This is a genomic window from Thermosulfurimonas sp. F29 (assembly GCF_019688735.1).
Classification (GTDB): domain Bacteria; phylum Desulfobacterota; class Thermodesulfobacteria; order Thermodesulfobacteriales; family Thermodesulfobacteriaceae; genus Thermosulfurimonas_A.
In genome coordinates this window covers 108,794-127,109 of the sequence record NZ_JAIFYA010000001.1, presented here as the reverse complement: position 1 = coordinate 127,109, position 18,316 = coordinate 108,794, and the positions used below count along the sequence as shown (strand labels likewise).

The window sequence follows — 18,316 nt, the reverse complement described above, 5'->3', positions numbered from 1 at the left end:
CAAGATGCCCATTTACGAATTTCGTTGTGAGGATTGCGGGGAGGAATTCGAGGTCCTCCTAAAGAGCCGGAACGAGATGGATGGGGTGACCTGCAGGAAGTGCGGCGGAGGCAGAGTGCGGAGACTCATGAGCACCATTACCCCGCTGGTGGACTCCGGAGGCGGTGAGGGGACGGAGCGTCCCCGGGTGGCTGAAAGTCATCGGTGCGAGACCGGAACCTGTACCCACCTGGAGCTTCCGGGGTATAGACGCTGATGGGGATCAGGGCCGTATTCTTCGATGCCGAGGGAACCCTGCTCCACATTTATCCCTCGGTGGGAGCGGTGTACGCACGGGTACTTGCGGAGTTTGGTCATCCGGTGCCCGAGGAGGAACTGGAGCGGCGCGTCCGTAAGAGGTGGCCGGAATTTAAAAGGTATTTTCGGGACTTTTCTCCGGAGATCTGCCGCCGAACCTGGCGCCGGATCTTTCGGGAGGCCGTAGAGCCCTGGCTGGCGGATCCGGGCGAAGAGCTGTTTTCCGCGGTCTACGAGGCCTTTGCCCGTCCGGACTCCTTCCGCCTGGCCCCCGGCACGGAAGAGGGGCTGAGATTTCTGCGGGAACGAGGCGTAAAGGCGGCTGTTCTTTCCAACTGGGACGAAAGGCTTTTCCGTGTGCTTGAGGCCTTTGGTCTCGACCGATACTTCGAGCGGGTGTTCGTGGCCTGTGAAAGGGGTTTCGGCAAACCCGAGCCGGAGTTTTATCTTTTGGCCTGTGCGGAAATGGCCGTTCAGCCCGGTGAGGCTCTCATGATCGGGGACGATCCGGAGCTGGATTGTGAGGCGGCTCTGCGGGTCGGCCTGCGCGCCAGGCTTTATCGGGGTGAGGATATTTTCCGGATTATAAAAGAGGAGGTGGACGAAGGTGCCCCGTAAGGGAGAATTTAGGGAGCTTGAGGAGCTTCTCTCCGAGGTGGACCGCAATTTTACCGAGGTGCGCCGGAGGTATCCCCGGCAGGTGCGATGCCGCAAGGGGTGTACGGACTGTTGCTACGCCCCCTTTGACCTCTCGCTGGTGGAGGCCCTTTATCTGGGAAGGGCCTTTCGCCGGCTTCCCCGCCGCGAGCGTAGGGAGGTGGAAAGAAGGCTTGCAAAGTACGAGAAGGACTGGGAGAGGAAGGTTCCCAAGCCCGTAACTCCCTTTGTGCTTTCCACCGTGAGGCTGCGGTGTCCCTTCCTCGACGATAGGGGGCTTTGCGTGGTGTACGAGTGGCGCCCGGTAACCTGTCGCATCTACGGGCTTCCCCTTTCCATTGAGGGGGAAACATATGTGTGCCCCCGTTCCGGGTTTGAGCCGGGGCGGGCCTATCCCACGGTGATTTTTTCCGAGGTGCTGCGCCGGCTGGCCGGGATGTCGGAAAGAATTATGCCCAGGGGCGGGAACCTAAGGGTTTCCCTCATCGGGGTGATTCGGGGGGAGTTCCCCGGCGCCTACCTCCTCTCGGAGGGTCTTTAAGGCTTCCTCCACCAGCCGGGCCTGCTCCCTGGAACCTATGCGCCGGTAGATCCTGGCGGCAAGCTCGTAGGCCTCGAGGGCGGCTTGATGACGCCCCTGTCCCCTGTAGACATCCCCGATGCCGGCGAGCATCCGCGCGGCCCGATGGGCATCCTTGTACTTCTCGGCGATCTCCAGGGCCCGGTAAAGATAGGGCAGGGCCTTTTCCGGCTCCCGCAGCTCCTTGTACACATACACGATCTTTTCCGAAAGGATGGCCGCACCCAGCTCGTCCTCGTACTCTTCGCATATGTCCAGAGCTATCCGGTAAGGCTTGAGGGCCTTCTGAAAGTTTCCGCGATTAAAGTAGATGTCGCCCATCTTCTCGGCGGCATTGGCCGCTTCCCTGTGCCGTCGATGTTTCACGAAGACCCGATAGGCCTCCTCGTAGCGGGAAAGGGCGTCGAGACTGCGCCCCTGCGCCCACATGACCCTGGCCTCCTGATACCACTTGAGGGCTTCCTGCACCTCGGGATGAAGATGTTCCTCCATCGCTTCCTTCCTGATCATTTTTTTTCTCCTGAAGAACATATTTCCTGGGCCAGCCTCCCTACCTGAAGGGTGACGAAACGCTCCTCTTCCGGGAGATAGACCTCGAATTCGGACTCGTCCTGAGAAAGGGGAAGGATTTCCGGGGCCGCCTCTCTTAGGCCGAGGGCTCTAAGGATCAGCAGGGTAAGGCCGCGCACCTCGGGATTTTCGTCGGAGAGATATCGAAGGAGCCCGAAGGCCTTTTCCCGGCGGAGGAGTTCGGGATGTTTTTCTCCTATGCGCCACAGGGCGAAGAGGGCCGCGGGACGAAATTCGGGATAAGGGAGGAAGGCCATGAGGTTTCGCACATAAAGACCGAAGCGCTCGGGAAGAGCCCGCACGATCTCCCCCACCGCCTCAAGGGCCCCCCAGGCCGAGGCCGCGGAGTCGGCGCTGGCGTAAAGCAATCTCTTTACCAGGTCGGCTAGGGCCTCGGGAATTTCGTCGGCCAGGTTCCGGGCGAGCTCTCCCAGATACTTTACCGTGCGAAGACGCAGGGCCCGATCCGGATGGTAGAGGAGTTTCTGGAGGACGCGCAGATTGAGGGGCTGAGCCCGACAGAGTTCCAGGATTTCCTCGAAGCGTCCCTCCGCTACGAGAGTTTCCGCCTCCGGCCGACGCAACTTGCGGGCTCTGGCGGCGGGTATGCTCTGTCTTCGGCGTCGGCGCACAGCCTCCAGGGATTCGTTTCCGAGATTCCGCAGGTCCTCGGCCAGCCGCACGAAATAAAGCACTCCGGAGACCCTTCTTCCCTCAAGGTGTCCCTCGGGGACGATCTGATGCGTTACCTGATCGTATCTTTCGAGCACGCTCTCCTGGTAGTCCTCTCCGGGCATGAGGTCCCAGGCCAGCTCCCATCGTCCCCCGGTGGCCAGGAAGAGGGCCTCGGCGAAGGCCGCTCCGCGGTTGTATCCGGTGACATCACTTACATAAACCGCGCCACACCCACAGAACCCGGCGTCAAGATCCGCGAACTGGAAACCCAGATTCCGGGGAGGAGCCACGGGTTGTCCGCAAAAGGGACAGCTGGGAATCCGGTTCATGAAAGGACCATTTTTTCGAATTCCGGATTTACCGGGTAGCCCAATTCTTTGGCCCGATGGAGGGCCTCCCGGGCCTCCTCCCTCCGGTTCTGGTAGAAGAGGGCCACGGCCAGGTTGTTGTAGGCCATGGAGAAGCCGGGGTCGTGTTCCAGGGCCCGGCGACAGGCCTTCTCGGCCTCCTGATAGGCCTCGCGGGCGATGAGCACCGTGGAGAGGTTAACCCACACCGCGGGAAGTTCCGGTTTCACGCGCAGGGCCTCCCGATAGTACCTCTCCGCCGCCTCGAGATCCCCCATCTCGAAGGAAATGAGGCCCATGTTGGTGAGGGCCTCCGGAGAGGCGGGATAGATCTTGAGGGCCAGGGCAAAGGCCTTGCGGGCCTCCTCAAGCTCTCCCTCCCGGGCCAGGATCGTTCCCAGATTGGTAAGGGCCTCGAAGTTCTGCGGATCGAGTTCAAGGATCTTTTTGAGCGTTTCCTTGGCCTCCTTGAGGCGCCCGGCCCGGAAATAGGCCAGAGCCAGACGATGATGTGCGAATATGGAGCGGGGGTTTTCCTCCGCCTCCTTTTTCAGCGTTTCCAGGATGCCTTCGTCCATGGAATTCTCCTTCCTTTCGGGATTAAATTATTCTAAAGTGGGTTGCCGGTTTGTCCAGACGCTAAGATGAAAAAGGCCTGTTTGGTCCTTTTTATAGGGGTGCTCTATCTCGCGGGGTGGTATCTCGAGGCTACGGCTCCGGTCTCCCGCCTCCCTGCTCCCCGGGCGGTCTTCATTCCCCCGGGAACCCCGGTAAAGGAGGTGGCGGAAATCCTCAGGGCCGAGGGACTCATCCGGAGCGAATGGGCCTTCTTTCTGGAGGGATGGCGGCTCGGGGTTCTCGACAGGCTCAAGGCCGGTGAATACGAACTCTCACCGGACATGAGTCCGGCGGAGATCCTGCGGATGCTCGCCGAGGGTCGCGTCATTACCCACATCGTGACCATCCCCGAGGGTTACAATGTGTGGGAGGTGGCCGCCCTTCTCGAGAGGGCTGGACTTTTGAAGAAAGAGGAATTCCTGAAAAAGGCCTTTGACGAGAACTTCGTTCACTCCCTGGGCATACCCGGTCCCTCGGTGGAGGGATTCCTGTTTCCGGATACCTACTACTTCGTGAAGGGGCTCTCGGCGGAGGAAATTATCCGGAAAATGGTTTCCCGGTTCTGGGAGGTGTGGTCCAGATACGAGAAGCGGGCCGAGGAACTGGGGGTTTCGGTCTACGAGGTGGTGACGCTGGCCTCCATCGTGGAAAAGGAGGCCGTGCTTTCCCGGGAAAAACCCCTCATTGCCGCGGTGTACTGGAATCGCCTGCGCCGGGGGATGCCCCTTCAGGCCGACCCCACGGTGCGCTACGCCCTGCGGCGCTTTCACGGACGCCTTTACTACAAGCACCTGCGGGTGAGAAGTCCCTACAACACCTATCGTTACCCCGGACTCCCCCCCACCCCCATCGCCAATCCCGGGGAGGAAAGCATCCGGGCGGTGCTCTATCCGGCCAAAGTTCCCTATCTCTACTTCGTATCCCGGGGCGACGGCTCCCACTACTTCTCCACCACCTACCGGGAACACCTCCGGGCCGTACGCCGCTTCCGCCACCCCAGAAAATAGGATCCGATCCTGTTTTTTAGTAAACCACCTCAATTTTTCGGCAAAAAATCAGTAAGTTATGCGTAACCTCCCTATTAAAGGGCCTAAAAGGCCTTATTGTATAACTTCCTATTTTTACGCAAAAAATATAAACTTGACAGATGAATTCCCTTCCTAGTAGCCTACAGGGTGGGAAAAAGTGGGAGAAAGTGGGGAATGTTTCGGGGTCAGTTCCGGCATGCGTTGGACGAGAAGGGGCGGTTGAGCGTACCGCGACGGTTCAGGGACTTCCTGCGGGAGCGCTACGGGGGAGCGGCCCTGGTGGTGACCAGGCTTCCGGAGTGTCTGGTGGCCTACCCCTGGGAGGAATGGCGAAGGCTGGAGGAGCGACTGCTTGCCCTTCCCCAGGACATGCCGGAGGTGCGCCGGTACCTGCGCTTCGTGCTGGGCTCGGCGGAGGAGTGCGTCCTGGATCGCCAGGGGCGCATTCTCCTTCCCGCCCACCTGCGCGAAGTCGCGGGGATCACCCGGGAGGCCATCCTGGTGGGGTTGCTGGATCGGTTCGAGATCTGGAATCCCGAGCGTTTCGAGGCCCAGCAGGCCTCGGTGGAGGCCGAGTTTGACGAATTGTCCCGCAAGGTGGCGGAAATAGGTCTTGGAAGTCAGACATGAACCGGTCCTGCTGGAGGAGGTGCTGGAGGGGCTTTCCGTGCGCCCGGGGGGGATTTATGTGGACGGCACCGTGGGGCTCGGTGGCCACAGCGAGGCCCTTCTTCGGGCCTCGGCCCCTGACGGCTTCCTCTACGGTTTCGAGTGGGATGAGGACTCGCTCCGGCGGGCCGAAAGGAGGCTCTCGGTCTTCTCCGGGCGCTTCAAACTCTTCCGCGCCAACTTCGCCGAGGCCCCGGAGATCCTCGCCCGGGAGGGGATACGGGTGGACGGAATACTCCTCGATCTGGGCCTTTCGTCCTTTCTCCTGGAGGGCTCGGGAAGGGGGTTCAGTTTCCTGAGGGAGGAGCCTCTGGACATGCGCATGGACACCCGTCTTCCGATGCGAGCCGCCGATCTGGTGAATCGACTCTCCTATCCCCAGCTGGTGGATCTCCTGCGCACCTACGGAGAGGAACCCCGGGCCGCGGCAATCGCCCGGGCCATAGTCGAGGCCCGCAGGAGGAAAAGGATCGAGACCAGCGCCGAACTTGCCGGGATAGTGGCCCGGGCGGTGCGTCCACGCAAACGGGGCGAGCACCCGGCCACCCTTACCTTCCAGGCCCTGCGCATCGCCGTGAATCGCGAACTCGAAAACCTCAAGCGTTTCCTCACCGGAGCCCCGGAGGTGCTCAAACCCGGCGGACGACTGGTGGTGATCTCCTTTCATTCCCTGGAGGATCGCCTGGTCAAGAAGGCCTTTCGAGAGGACGCACGGCTTAAGGTCCTCACCAAAAAACCCATCCGTCCCTCGGAGGAGGAGGTGAGAAGAAATCCCCGGGCCCGAAGCGCCCGGTTGAGGGTGGCGGAGAGATGCGCGTGATGACCGCGGGATACACCTATCGACCTGCCCGGGAGGCCCGTAGAAGAACCGTGCACCGGGAGCGGGTCCTCCCCGTCTCGACCTCTATCCGTTGGCTGATTCTCGTGCTTCTTCTCGTGCTTCCCTGGGCATGGGCCTCCTACAGTCTGATGAAGTGGAGGGGGGCCTCCGCGGCTCTGATGAAGGCACGCCGGGAGCACGAAAGGCTTCTTTCCGAATGGAACCGCCTCACCGCCGAGGATCGGGTGCGTAAAGTGGTAGCCCCGATGGGGCTCTTTAAACCCACCGAAAGGGAGATCCTGAGGTTGCCATGAGAAAATGGTTTTTTCTCTTACCGATCAGCCTGATTCTCGGAGGAATCGTGTGGCAACCCATCGCGGGTTCGGGAAGCCCGGAGCACCTTTTCCTCCGCAAGGAGATCCGGGATCGCGAGGGGCGGGTGATCTTTCGCATGGAAAGACGCTATCGCCTTTACTACACCGGAGAACTGCCCCCTCCCGAAGCGTTGAGGCCGTTTCTCCGAAAGATAGAGAGCTCCGACGGGCCTCCCTATCTTCTGGCCGAGGGCCTTTCCCCGGGGGAGGTCACCCGGTTTGCCGGTCTTTCCGGAGTGCTTGCGGAGGAATACTGGGCTCCGCGTTTCACCTCCGGACCCGCCTTCGCCTCCCTTCTCAGGCGGATTTTACCCCGCATCCCTCCCTCCGCGATTCCGCGCCTTGCCCTAGACTGGGATGCCCAGGAGGTCCTCTATCGGGCCCTCAGGAAGGATCTCAAACGGGGAGGGAAACTCGGGGGCGGGGTGGTGGATCTCGCCACCGGTGAGGTTTACGCGCTGGTGAATCTTCCGGACGACGCCCCTGGCCTTCTCCTTACCGCCCTTTACCCTCCGGTACGGGATCTTTCCCGGGCGAAGGTCTTCGGGGAAAGGACCGGGATCGAGCTCCGGGACTCCCCGGGGATTTACTGGCCTTCCGGGGAGATCCTGGCCACCCCTCTCCAGCTGGTTCGGGCCCTCGCGGAAAGGGTTTGCGGACGGGCTCCGCGTTTGCACCTCTTCAAGACCCCCCGTTCCGCCTTCTGCTACTCCGGAGACAGGAAATTCAGGACGGAGTATACTTATAGGGACCGAAATCGGTGGTTATGGCTTAGGATCTGGCCGCAGCGGAGGCCGCGGTTTGCCATCGTCCTGGCCGGAGAGGATGTCTCGCCTCCACGGGAGGGATTTCTCGAGGCACTTTATCGGGTGCTTTATCGCTGGCTTCCCGGAGGGACCCCGGGGGAGAAGAGGTTCCGGGGCTTTCCGGATCTCAGGGGCTTAACGCTTCGGGCGGCCCTGGAAAGGCTTCCCCGCAAGGGGCTCCGGATAGAATTCGAGGGGGTGGGCCGGGTGGTGCGGCAGTGGCCGCGCCCGGGCACCCCGTGGAAAGAGGTCAAGACCTGCAAGCTTTACCTGGACGATGAAACTTAGAGAGCTTCTTTGTGGAATAGAGGCCCTGGAGGTGCGCGGGGAAATCGAGGTGGAGGTCTCCTCGGTGGAGGAGGATTCGCGGCGGGTGCGTCCCGGGGCCCTTTTTGTGGCCCGCCGGGGAACGCGCACCGACGGACACCGCTACATCGGCGAGGCGGTGCGCCGCGGGGCCGTGGCGGTGGTGCGCGAGGATCCCCCTGATCCGGCCCTTACGGTGCCCCAGATCCGGGTGCCCGAGTCCGGGGAGGCCCTGGGCCTCCTGCTTTCGGCCCTTTACCGCCACCCCGAAAGGGACCTCACCCTGATCGGAATCACCGGAACCAACGGAAAGAGTTCGGTGACCTGGATGGTGCATCGGGCCCTTCGGCGGGCCGGTCGAATCGCCGGACTCGTCGGAACCCTGCTCTACGACACCGGCCGGCGCCGGGAAAAGGCCCGGGAGACCACCCCTCCTCCGGTCCGTCTGTACGAATTGCTTTCCGAGATGCGTGAACACGGCGCGGAGGCCGCGGTGCTTGAGGTCTCCTCGCACGCCCTGGATCAGCGCCGGGTAGCGGGGCTTGCGTTTTTCGCGGCGGTGTTCACCAACCTCTCCCGCGATCACCTGGACTATCACCGGGATCTGGAGTCCTATTACGCGGCCAAAAGAAGGCTCTTTACCCATCACCTCCGGGAAGACGGTGTGGCCGTGGTGAATGTCCGGTGTCCCTGGGGGCGCCGGCTCGCCGGGGAGATCCCTCCCGGGAGACGGATTATCCGGGTCGGGGAGGACTTCCGGATCGAGGCGGTTTCGCGCCGGAGGGAGGGTCTTCTGGTGCGGATCCTCGATCCCGCCGGGGTCTTTGAGGTCCGAACCGCTCTTTTCGGGGACTTTCAGGCGGAAAACCTCCTTTCCGCCTGGGCGGTGCTTCGGGGCCTGGGTTTTTCGCCGGAGGAGCTGGTGGAGCACCTCTCCGGGGTTTCGGCCCCGGCGGGACGGCTCGAGCCGGTGGCCGAGTTCCGGGGGGCCCGGGTCTTCGTGGACTACGCGCACACTCCGGAGGCCCTCACCGCGGCCCTTCGGAGTCTCAGGCACCTGACCTCCGGGCGGCTCGTCTGCGTGTTCGGTTGCGGGGGCAATCGCGACCGGGGAAAACGGCCGGAAATGGGGCGGGTGGCCTCGAGGCTGGCCGACCTGGTCTTCGTCACCTCGGACAATCCCCGCTTCGAGGACCCGGAGGCCATCGTGCGGGACATACTTTCCGGCATGAACGGGGGAGCTCCCCGGCGGGTGGTGCTCGAGCGGCGGGAGGCCCTGCGGGAGGCCCTGCGGAGCCTCGGGCCCGGGGATGTGCTGCTGGTGGCCGGAAAAGGCCACGAGGATTATCAGGAGGTCCGGGGTCGGAGGATTCCCTTTTCCGACGCCGAGGAGATTCGGAGGCTGGTGCATGAGCTATCTTGACACCGAAGAGGTGATAAAGGCCTGCGGGGGCATCCTCATGAACGGGGACATGGGGATTCCCTTTTCCGGGGTCTCCACCGACACCCGGACCCTGCGTCCCGGGGAGCTTTTCGTGGCCCTTAAGGGAAAACGCTTTGACGGGCACGATTTCTGGCGCGAGGCCCTGGATCGGGGGGCCAAAGGGCTGGTGATCTCCCGCATACCCGAGGGGATGCGTCTCGAGGATTGTCCCCGGACCGTCTCCGTAATCCTGGTCAGGGACACCCTGCTGGCGCTGGGGGAGCTGGCCCGTTACCTGCGCGTCAAACGCGGTCTCAGGGTGCTGGCCATCTCCGGTTCCTGCGGGAAGACCTCCACCAAGGAGATGTGTGCCGCGGTGCTTTCCAGGCGCTTTCGGGTCTTCAGGAACCCCGGAAACTTCAACAACCTGGTGGGACTTCCCCTTTCGCTCCTTGCGGTGCCCGAGGGCACCGAGGCCGGGGTCTTCGAGCTGGGGGTGAGCGTGCCCGGCGAGATGAGCCGCCTGCGGGAGATCCTGGAGCCGGACGCGGCGCTTCTCACCAATGTGCGTCCCGCGCATCTGGAGGGGCTGGGGTCCCTCGAGAGGGTTCTCGAGGAGAAGTTCCGGCTCTACGCGGAGCTTCCGGAAACGGCCCACCTCATCGTGAACCGGGACGAGGAGGAGATCTACCGGCGGACCCGCGACCTTCCTCATCCCCGCATCACCTACGGGCTGCACATCGAGGCCGAGGTGCGGGCCGAGGACATTCGGGTGCGTCCGGAGGGCACGGTGTTCACCCCCTGGGTGGAGGGACGCCGTCTGGAGCCGGTGCGGCTTCACTTTCTGGGGGACCACTTCGTGCGCAACGCGCTGGCCGCGGTGGCCGCGGGGCTGGTCTTCGGGGTACCCCCGGAGGAGGCGTTTTCGGCGCTGTCGGAGCTGCGCCCCCTGCCCGGGCGCCTGCGTCCCGTGCGCACCCCCCGGTACCTTATCCTGGACGACACCTACAACGCCAATCCCGGTTCCGTGTACGAGGCCCTGCGGGTCTTCTGGGAAGCGGGGCAGGAGTTTTCGCCGAGGGTGGTCGTTCTGGGGGATATGCTGGAGCTGGGTCCCGAGGCCGAGAGGTGGCACGAGGCCGTGGGGCGTCAGGCCGGGCAGGTGGCCCATCTGGTGATAGCCGTGGGGGATAAGGCCGGGGTGGTGGCCGAGGCGGCCCGTCGAAGCGGGGCCCGCACCCGGGCCTATTCCACGGTGGAGGAACTCCTTTCCGAGCTGGAGATCCCCGAGGGCGCGGCGGTGCTGGTCAAAGGGTCGCGGGCGCTGGCCCTGGAAAGGGTGGTTGAGAAACTCAGGGAGGTCTGAGAAGGGTGCTTTACCATCTGCTCTATCCGCTTCACGAATGGCTGGGGCCCCTCAATGTCTTCCGTTACATCACCTTTCGGGCCCTCTACGCCACGGTTACCGCCGGTCTCTTCGTGTTTCTTTTCATGCCCTTCTTTATCGAATACATGCGCCGGAGGCGGCTGGGGCAGGTCATCCGGGAGGAGGGCCCCGAGACCCATCGCGACAAGGCCGGCACCCCCACCATGGGCGGGGTGGTGATGCTCGCGGCCGTAACCCTTTCGGTCCTCCTCTGGGGGAATCTTACCAATCCCTACCTCTGGCTCGCCCTGGGAACCCTTCTCTCCTTCGGGGCCCTGGGGCTTGCGGACGATTACCTCAAGCTTTCCCGGGGAAGGAACCTGGGCCTCCGGGCCCGGGAGAAACTTCTGGTGCAGGGAGTGCTGGTGGTCCTGCTCTGGCTGGCCCTCTTCCGGGGGCTCGGACTCGAGCCGCGGCTCACCTTCCCCTTCTTCAAAAACTTTCGTCCGGAACTGGGCTGGTTCTATCTTCCCTTTATCTATCTGGTGGTGGTGGGCACCTCGAACGCCATGAACCTCACGGACGGTCTGGACGGGCTGGCCATCGTGCCCTTCATGGTGGTGGCCGGGGTGTACGCGCTGCTCGCCTATGTGGCCGGGCATGTGAAGTTCGCCCACTACCTGCAGGTGCCCTATGTGCCCGGGGCCGGGGAACTTGCGGTCTTCTGCGGGGCGCTTCTCGGGGCCGGTCTCGGGTTCCTGTGGTATAACGCCCATCCCGCCGAGGTCTTCATGGGCGATGTGGGGTCACTTTCGCTGGGTGCGGCCCTGGGGGCCGTGGCGGTCATGGTCCGTCAGGAGTTGCTCCTGGTCGTCGCCGGAGGGCTCTTCGTGGCCGAGGCCCTTTCGGTGATGCTCCAGGTGGGTTACTTTAAGCTCACCGGGGGGCGGCGGCTCTTTCGCATGGCCCCGCTCCACCACCACTTCGAACTTTCCGGCTGGCCGGAAAACAAGGTGGTGGTTCGGTTCTGGATCGTTTCGGTCGTCTGCGGCCTTCTGGCCCTTTCCACTCTGAAGTTGAGGTGAGGGATGCTTGAGGAACTGCGGGGAGCCAGAGCGGTGGTTCTGGGATTCGGGCGAAGCGGCCGGGCTGCGGCGCGGCTGCTGGCCGTTTTCGGGGCCGAGGTGGTGGTTTCCGAGTCCCGGCCCGCCGAGGAGCTTCCCCAGGGCGACCTTTACGCCCTTTCCGAAAGGGGGGTCCGGTTCGAGACCGGAGGGCACCGGCGACAGACCCTCCTTTCCGCGGACCTGGTGGTGGTGAGCCCCGGGGTGCCGCCGGAGGTGTTCCGGGAGGCGCAGGAGGCCGGAATTCCCGTCCTGGGGGAGTTAGAGCTGGCCTTCCGGGCCCTGCGCAGGAAGGAGGCCCTGGTGGCCGTAACCGGCACCAACGGGAAGACCACCGTCACCGCTATGGTGAGCGACATCCTGCGTCTTTCCGGTTATCGGGTCTTCACCGGCGGCAACTTCGGTATTCCGCTTTCGGAATATGTGCTTTCCGGCGAACCTGCCGACCGGGTGGTGCTGGAGGTATCGAGCTTTCAGCTCGAGACCATCCGGGAGTTCGCTCCGGCGGTGGCGGTCATCCTGAACCTCACCCCCGACCACCTGGAAAGATACGCCGGTCTTGAGGACTACGCCCGGGCCAAGCTCCGTTTGCTGGAAAACCTCTCCGGAGGGGGCACGGGGTTGCTTCCGCACCCCGGTCTTTCCGGGGCCGGGGGAGAGATTCTGCTTCGGGAGCTTCCCGACACCCGCGGACGGATCCTCTTTTTCGGTGACTTTCCCGGACTTCCCGTGGAGTTGCGCGGCGCGGAGTTCGTCCTGAGGCTCTTCGAGGAGGAGGTTTACGGGTTCTCCGGTTTTCGCCCCCCCGGACGCCACAACCGGCTCAACTTCGCGGTGGCCGCGGCAGCGGCCCGACTGGTGGGCGCCACCCCGGAGGGGGTTCGGCGGGCCCTTCGAGGGTTCGTGGGGTTTCCCCACCGTCTGGAGTACATCGGGAGTTTCGGCGGGGTGTATTTCGTGAACGACTCCAAGGCCACCAATGTGGACGCCACGGTCAAGGCCCTGGAAAGCCTCGAGGCCCCCATCATCCTCATCGCCGGGGGTCTTCACAAGGGGGCCTCGTATCGCCCCCTCTACGGGCTGATCAGGAAAAAGGTGCGGCTCCTCGTCCTCATGGGGGCTTCGCGGTTCGTCATGGCCGAGGAGCTTTCCGGGGCCACGGAAACGCGGCTTACGGAAAATCTGGCCGAGGCCCTGGCGGTAGCCCTCCGGGAGGCCCGACCGGGGGATACGGTGCTCCTTTCGCCGGCGGCGGCGAGTTTCGATCAGTTTTCCGGTTACGAGGAGCGGGGCGAGGTCTTTCGGGATCTGGTTCTCGGCTATGCCCCGAAGGTCCTGGCCCCCGAGGAGAGGCCGGAGGTGTATCACTGATGCGGTGGGTGATTGCCGGGGGCGGAACCGGTGGACACCTGTTTCCGGCGCTGGCCCTGGCCCGCAGGGTGCTTGAGAGCGGGGGAGCGGTGTTGATGGTGGGATGCGGACGCCGGGTGGAGGAGCTGGCGCTTGAGGGAGCGCCCTTTCCCGTGGCCACCGTAAGGGGAGAGGGCGTGCTCGGACGCCATCCCCTGGCCAGGGTCCGGGCCCTTCTCGCCCTCCTGCGGGGGATGTTCCAGGCCCTTTCCCTGATCCGCCGGTTCGCCGCCGACATCGTCTTCGGTACCGGGGGCTACTCCTCGGTCCCGGTCCTTTTCGCCGGAAGCCTCCTGCGCCGTCGCCTGGGACTTCACGAACAGAACGCCGTTCCGGGACTGGCCAACCGCCTCTGCGCCCGTCTGGTGCACCGCGTTTTCGTGAGTTTCCCGGGTACCGAGAGGTATTTCCCCCGGCGCAGGGTGCTTCTTTCCGGGAATCCGGTGCGGGAGGAGGTCCTGGCTCCGCGTCCCCGGGAGCATTCCGGTCGGGGGCTCCTGGTGCTGGGGGGGAGCCAGGGGGCCCGGAGCCTCAACCGGCTTCTGGTGGATACCGCCGGAGAGCTCCTCTCCCGGTTTCCGGATCTCTACCTCCTGCATCAGACCGGCGAACGCGACGAGGGCTGGGTGCGGGAGGCCTACCGCCGGAAGGGGCTTTCCGTGGAGGTCCGGGCCTTCATTCGGGACATGGCCTGGGCCTACGCTCAGGCCGACCTGGTGGTCTCCCGGGCGGGGGCCACCACCGTGGCCGAGCTCTGTGCCCTGGGAAAACCGGCCCTCTACATTCCCTTTCCCCACGCCACCCACGCCCACCAGGAGAAGAACGCCCGGGTGGTGGTGGAGGCCGGGGGAGGGATCGTGCTCCGGGAGGGAGAGTTCTCCCCCGCGGAGTTCGTGGCGCGGGTGACGGAGCTTCTGGGCGACGAGGAACGACTCCGGCACATGGGGGAGCGGGCCCGCAGGCTCTTTCGTCCGCAGGCCGCGGAGACCATTCTTCGGGAAATGGAGGCTCTGGCCCATGCTTGAAAATCGGACCTTTCATCTCATAGGAATCGGCGGGGTGGGCATGAGCGGGCTGGCGCGACTGCTCAAAGCCCTTGGGGCTCGGGTTTCGGGCTGTGACCTGAGGACCACCGCCACCACCCAGGCCCTGCGTCGCGAGGGCATAGAGGTCTTCAGGGGACACGATCCGTCTCACCTGCACGGGGCCGAGGTGGTGGTTTACTCCTCGGCCATCCCGCGGGATCATCCGGAGCTGGCGGCCGCAAGGACTCTGGGGCTCACCGTGCTTCCCCGGGCGGAGATGCTTGCCGAAATCATGGCCCTCCATCCCAAGAGCATCGCCGTGGCCGGTTCCCACGGGAAGACCACCACCGCCTCCATGATCGCGGCGGTGCTCTGCCGGGCGGGGCTCGAGCCCACCGTGGCCATCGGGGGCAGGGTCAACAACTTCGGCGTAAACGCAAAGCTCGGTCGCGGCGAGTACCTGGTGGCCGAAACCGACGAAAGCGACGGCTCCTTCCTCTTCCTCAAGCCCTACATAGGGGTGATCACCAACATAGACCGGGAGCACCTGGACTTTTACGCGGACTTTGAGGCGGTGAAGCGGGCCTTCGTGAAGTTCGCCCACCGGGTGCTTCCCGAGGGAGGGCTTGCGGTGTGCGTGGACGATCCGGGGGTGCGGGCGGTGCTTCCGCAGCTTTCCGGACGGGTGATTCCCTACGGTTTCTCCCCGGAAGCCGAGCTTAGGGGCGAGGTCCTTTCCCCCGGTCCCTATCCGGAGACCCGGGTTTACTTTCGGGGGCGCCGGCTGGGCGGTTTCCGTCTCCGGGTTCCGGGAAGACACAACGCGGAAAACGCCCTGGCCGCGGTGGCCGTGGGCCTGATGCTTGACCTTTCCCCGGACGAGATCCTGGCGGGTCTTGCGGAGTTCTCTGGGGTGGGACGCCGGCTGGAACTCAAGGGCGAGATTCAGGGGGTGCCCGTCTTCGATGATTACGCCCACCATCCCCGGGAGATCGAGGCCACCCTTTCGGCCCTGAGGGCTCTCTATCCGGAAAAGCGCCTGCTGGCCGTGTTTCAGCCCCATCGGTACACCCGCACCCGGGCCCTCTGGCGCGACTTCCTCCGGGTGCTCACCGAACCGGAGGTCCTCTTCCTCACCGAGATATATCCGGCCTCGGAGAGGCCCCTTCCCGGGATAAGCGGGGAGAGCTTTTTCAAGGCCGTAAAGCGAATACGGGGCGAACGCCCCACCCTCTTCGCCCCTGATCTTGAGGCCGTGGGCGCGCAGGTGGAGTTCTTCCTGCGTCCCGGGGATGTGCTGGTGACCCTGGGCGCCGGGGATGTGTACAGGGTTGGGGAAAGCCTTCTAAAGGACCGGTGGCTTTCGGAGGCGGCATGAGGTTTTCGGGACTCAAGCGGGATCTCTCCGCGCTGGGGCTTCCGTTGCGCGAGGCCGAACCCCTTAGGCGGCACACCACCGTGCGCACCGGGGGCGAGGCGGCCCTCATGGCCTTCCCCCGTACCGGGGCCGAACTCGAGAGGCTGTGCGGGTACCTCCGGCGAAGGGAGGTGCCCTGCTTTTTCCTTTCCGGGGGCAGCAAGGTGCTTTTCCCGGACGAGGGATTCCCCGGGGTGGTGGTGAATCTCAGGACACTCAGGGGGCTCAGGGAGCTTTCTCCGGGACGGGTGGAGGTCCTCTGCGGCACCCCGGTGGCTGCCCTCATCGCCTACGGGTTGAGGAAGGGTTACGGCGGAGCCGAGTTCCTGGTCGGGATCCCGGCCACGGTGGGAGGAGCGGTGCGCATGAACGCCGGAGCCTTCGGGGAGTGTATGGGCGATCTGGTGGAGGAGATCCTCATCCTGAAAGAGGAGGGCTTCGTGCGGTGGGCGGCCTCTCCGGGGACCTTCGGCTACCGGTCCTTCAGGGGGCCGGAGGGGGTGATCCTTTCCGCGGTGGTGCGGCTTCGTCCCCTGGGAAGGGAAGGGGTCCGCCGCCGGATCGAGAGGTTCCTTGCCGCAAGGAGGTCCGGTCAGCCCTTCGGGGTTCCCTCCTTCGGATGCGCCTTCAGGAATCCCGGGGAGGGTCCTCCGGCGGGCTGGTTAATCGAAAGGGTCGGGCTCAAGGGGCGAAGCCGGGGCGGAGCCGTGGTGAGCCCCAGGCACGCCAACTTCATCGTGAACACCGGGCGGGCCGCTTCCCGCGACATCCTGGACCTCATGGAGGAGGCCCGGGAGAGGGTCCATCAGCGGTTCGGAATCCTTCTGGAACCGGAGGTGAGAATTGTCGGGCGGGCTTAGACGGATCCTGATTTCGGCGGTGTGCACCGCGCTCGCCGTGCTCGGCCTGATTTACGGGGGCCGTTACGCCCTCTCCCGGATGGACTTTTTCACCCTGGAGAGGGTAAGGGTGGAGGGTCTGAAACACCTCTCCCGGACGGACATCCTGGAACTCCTTCCGGTGCACCCCGGAGAGAATCTCTTCCGCATAGACCTGGAGGAGGTGAGGAGACTGGTGGAGGCCCATCCCTGGGTGGCTTCGGCCCAGGTCTCCCGGGATCTTCCGCGCACCCTGGTGATCCGGGTGCGGGAGGAGGACCCGGTGGCGATCACGGTGCGCGGAAAGAAACTTTACTTTCTGAATGTGAAAGGAGAGGCCTTTGCCGAGGCCCCTCAGAAGGCCCTCTTCGAGTATCCGGTGGTGAGTGCCGAGGCCCCGGAGCTCTTCCGCCGGGAGGCGGACTTCCTGCGGTTGCTGGCCTGGGTGCGGGACAGAGACATCTATCTCCCCTGCTACGAGAGCATCTCTCAGGTGTATCTCGGGAAGGACCGGATCGTACTTTACACCAAAGAGGGGCTTCGGGTGCGGTTCAGGCCCGAGCCCCTGGCCGAACTCAAGGCGGACTATCGGCGACTGGATCGCATCCTTACCTACCTTTACGACAATAGGCTTTATCGCAGGGCGGCCCTGATCCGTCTCGATTATCCTGAGGGCACGGCTTTACTCGCCTGGCGGGAGGAAGGGAACTCATGAGCGAGAGGAGGTTGCTTGCGGCTCTGGATGTGGGCACCAGCAAGATCTGTTGCGTGGTAGCCGAGCGCAGGGAGGAAGGACTTTCCGTGCTGGGGGTGGGGATGGCTCCGGCCCAGGGACTTCGCAAGGGGGTGGTCATCAACATCGAAGAGGCGGGCCGGGGCATCTCTCAGGCCCGGCGCGAGGCCGAGGCGCAGGCCTACGAGGAGATCCGGCAGGTGGTCACCGGCATCGCCGGCTCCCACATAGAAAGCCGGGTGAGTCAGGGGGTGATCGCCCTTAAGGAGGGGGAGGTGCGCCCCGAGGATGTGGAGCGGGTGCTCGAGGCGGCCCGGGCGGTAACCCTGTCCCGGGATCGGGTCATCCTGCATGTTCTTCCTCAGGAATACAGCGTGGATCACCAGGCCGGGATTCTTCAGCCCGTGGGGATGAGCGGGGTGCGCCTCGAGGTTCGGGCCCTTCTGGTGGAGGCCTCGGCCTCGGCGGTGCAGAACCTGGTTAAGTGCATCTCGCAGGCGGGGCTTGAGGTCTCCGCGGTGGTGCTTCAGGCTCTGGCCTCGGCGGAGGCGGTGCTCACCCCCGAGGAGAAGGAGCTCGGGGTGGCCCTGGTGGACTTCGGGGGCGGCACCACGGACCTGGCCGTGTTCGTGGAGGGGGCCCTGCGCTACACGGCCTCGGTGCCGGTGGGAGGGGATCTCCTCACCACCGACATCACCGTGGGGTTGCGCACCCCCCGGTCCGCGGCCGAACGGCTCAAGGAGGAGAAGGGGGTGTGTCTCCCCGAGATGGTGGACGATGACGAGACCCTGGAGGTACCCTCGCTGGGCCAGAAGCCGCCCCGCCGGATGTCCCGGAAGTTGCTCGCCGAGATCCTCGAGGCCCGGGTGGTGGAACTCCTGGAGATCCTCAACACCAATCTGGAGCACTCCGGGCTCAAGAAACGCCTCAGTTCCGGGGTGGTGTTCACCGGGGGCTCGGCTCTCCTTTCCGGACTTCCGGAGCTGGCCGAACAGATCTTCGAGCTTCCGGTGCGGGTGGGGTATCCGGTGCGGCTGTCCGGGCTTTCCGAGGAGGTGCACCACCCGCGGCTCTCGACGGCGGTGGGGCTTCTTCTTTACGCGGATCGTTACCTGGAGCAACCTCCGGAGGAGGAACCCTCCCCGGGGGGCTGGCTGGACAGGTTCAAAAAAATACTGGGTTTGGGGGGGTAG

The 18,316-nt window shown here is 64.3% G+C and carries 20 protein-coding genes; 17 read left to right on the top strand and 3 right to left on the bottom strand.

What is annotated here, in order from left to right; genetic code table 11:
- Positions 1-4: 4 nt before the first annotated feature.
- From K3767_RS00630 to K3767_RS00620, 3 genes are read left to right on the top strand one after another with little or no spacing between them, the layout of a single operon-like run.
- Positions 5-256, top strand: a complete 252-nt coding sequence (locus tag K3767_RS00630) for a zinc ribbon domain-containing protein (RefSeq protein ID WP_221171630.1) — start codon at positions 5-7, stop codon at positions 254-256.
- The gene (locus K3767_RS00625) at positions 256-915 is read left to right on the top strand and encodes an HAD family hydrolase (protein WP_221171629.1); all 660 of its coding nucleotides are present in this window, start codon (positions 256-258) and stop codon (positions 913-915) included. The genes K3767_RS00630 and K3767_RS00625 overlap by 1 nt, the downstream gene beginning before the upstream one ends.
- Entirely contained in the window at positions 905-1,495 is a 591-nt protein-coding gene (locus K3767_RS00620; RefSeq protein ID WP_221171628.1) for a YkgJ family cysteine cluster protein, read from the top strand. Before K3767_RS00625 ends, K3767_RS00620 begins: the two co-directional genes overlap by 11 nt.
- Here the strand turns inward: K3767_RS00620 and K3767_RS00615 are convergent.
- The 3 genes from K3767_RS00615 to K3767_RS00605 are packed head-to-tail and all read right to left on the bottom strand — an operon-like array spanning position 1,424 to position 3,704.
- Entirely contained in the window at positions 1,424-2,044 is a 621-nt protein-coding gene (locus K3767_RS00615; protein WP_221171627.1) for a tetratricopeptide repeat protein, read from the bottom strand. The two genes, K3767_RS00620 and K3767_RS00615, sit on opposite strands and share 72 nt — an antisense overlap.
- Positions 2,041-3,108: a DVU0298 family protein gene (locus tag K3767_RS00610; protein WP_221171626.1), complete on the bottom strand. Its 1,068-nt coding sequence runs from the start codon at positions 3,106-3,108 to the stop codon at positions 2,041-2,043. The genes K3767_RS00615 and K3767_RS00610 overlap by 4 nt, the downstream gene beginning before the upstream one ends.
- Positions 3,105-3,704, bottom strand: coding sequence for a tetratricopeptide repeat protein (locus K3767_RS00605; RefSeq protein ID WP_221171625.1), 600 nt, complete (start codon positions 3,702-3,704; stop codon positions 3,105-3,107). Before K3767_RS00605 ends, K3767_RS00610 begins: the two co-directional genes overlap by 4 nt.
- 66 nt (positions 3,705-3,770) lie before the next feature.
- Between K3767_RS00605 and mltG the strand changes: the two genes are divergently transcribed.
- The 14 genes from mltG (at position 3,771) to ftsA (ending at position 18,316) form a co-directional block, all read left to right on the top strand.
- Positions 3,771-4,751 (top strand): endolytic transglycosylase MltG, encoded by a 981-nt coding sequence (gene mltG / locus K3767_RS00600; RefSeq protein ID WP_221171624.1) that lies wholly within the window; start codon positions 3,771-3,773, stop codon positions 4,749-4,751.
- A 195-nt stretch (positions 4,752-4,946) separates the two neighbouring features.
- Positions 4,947-5,402: a division/cell wall cluster transcriptional repressor MraZ gene (gene mraZ / locus K3767_RS00595; RefSeq protein WP_221171623.1), complete on the top strand. Its 456-nt coding sequence runs from the start codon at positions 4,947-4,949 to the stop codon at positions 5,400-5,402.
- Complete coding sequence (gene rsmH, locus K3767_RS00590) at positions 5,386-6,261, top strand: 16S rRNA (cytosine(1402)-N(4))-methyltransferase RsmH (RefSeq protein ID WP_221171622.1); 876 nt, start codon at positions 5,386-5,388, stop codon at positions 6,259-6,261. The genes mraZ and rsmH overlap by 17 nt, the downstream gene beginning before the upstream one ends.
- Positions 6,252-6,575 (top strand): hypothetical protein, encoded by a 324-nt coding sequence (locus K3767_RS00585; protein ID WP_221171621.1) that lies wholly within the window; start codon positions 6,252-6,254, stop codon positions 6,573-6,575. The genes rsmH and K3767_RS00585 overlap by 10 nt, the downstream gene beginning before the upstream one ends.
- The gene (locus K3767_RS00580; RefSeq protein ID WP_221171620.1) at positions 6,572-7,729 is read left to right on the top strand and encodes a PASTA domain-containing protein; all 1,158 of its coding nucleotides are present in this window, start codon (positions 6,572-6,574) and stop codon (positions 7,727-7,729) included. The genes K3767_RS00585 and K3767_RS00580 overlap by 4 nt, the downstream gene beginning before the upstream one ends.
- On the top strand, positions 7,719-9,170 hold the full coding sequence (locus tag K3767_RS00575) for a UDP-N-acetylmuramoyl-L-alanyl-D-glutamate--2,6-diaminopimelate ligase (protein ID WP_221171619.1): 1,452 nt from the start codon (positions 7,719-7,721) through the stop codon (positions 9,168-9,170). The genes K3767_RS00580 and K3767_RS00575 overlap by 11 nt, the downstream gene beginning before the upstream one ends.
- Positions 9,157-10,536: a UDP-N-acetylmuramoyl-tripeptide--D-alanyl-D-alanine ligase gene (gene murF, locus K3767_RS00570; RefSeq protein WP_221171618.1), complete on the top strand. Its 1,380-nt coding sequence runs from the start codon at positions 9,157-9,159 to the stop codon at positions 10,534-10,536. Before K3767_RS00575 ends, murF begins: the two co-directional genes overlap by 14 nt.
- A 5-nt stretch (positions 10,537-10,541) precedes the next feature.
- Positions 10,542-11,621: a phospho-N-acetylmuramoyl-pentapeptide-transferase gene (gene mraY, locus K3767_RS00565; protein ID WP_221171617.1), complete on the top strand. Its 1,080-nt coding sequence runs from the start codon at positions 10,542-10,544 to the stop codon at positions 11,619-11,621.
- 3 nt (positions 11,622-11,624) lie between these two features.
- Positions 11,625-13,031, top strand: coding sequence for a UDP-N-acetylmuramoyl-L-alanine--D-glutamate ligase (gene murD / locus K3767_RS00560; protein ID WP_221171616.1), 1,407 nt, complete (start codon positions 11,625-11,627; stop codon positions 13,029-13,031).
- Positions 13,031-14,095, top strand: a complete 1,065-nt coding sequence (murG, locus tag K3767_RS00555) for an undecaprenyldiphospho-muramoylpentapeptide beta-N-acetylglucosaminyltransferase (protein ID WP_221171615.1) — start codon at positions 13,031-13,033, stop codon at positions 14,093-14,095. Before murD ends, murG begins: the two co-directional genes overlap by 1 nt.
- On the top strand, positions 14,088-15,473 hold the full coding sequence (gene murC / locus K3767_RS00550) for a UDP-N-acetylmuramate--L-alanine ligase (RefSeq protein WP_221171614.1): 1,386 nt from the start codon (positions 14,088-14,090) through the stop codon (positions 15,471-15,473). Before murG ends, murC begins: the two co-directional genes overlap by 8 nt.
- Positions 15,470-16,372, top strand: coding sequence for a UDP-N-acetylmuramate dehydrogenase (gene murB / locus K3767_RS00545; protein ID WP_221171613.1), 903 nt, complete (start codon positions 15,470-15,472; stop codon positions 16,370-16,372). Before murC ends, murB begins: the two co-directional genes overlap by 4 nt.
- Positions 16,356-17,105, top strand: a complete 750-nt coding sequence (locus K3767_RS00540; RefSeq protein WP_221171612.1) for a cell division protein FtsQ/DivIB — start codon at positions 16,356-16,358, stop codon at positions 17,103-17,105. The genes murB and K3767_RS00540 overlap by 17 nt, the downstream gene beginning before the upstream one ends.
- Positions 17,102-18,316, top strand: a complete 1,215-nt coding sequence (ftsA, locus tag K3767_RS00535; RefSeq protein ID WP_255592102.1) for a cell division protein FtsA — start codon at positions 17,102-17,104, stop codon at positions 18,314-18,316. The genes K3767_RS00540 and ftsA overlap by 4 nt, the downstream gene beginning before the upstream one ends.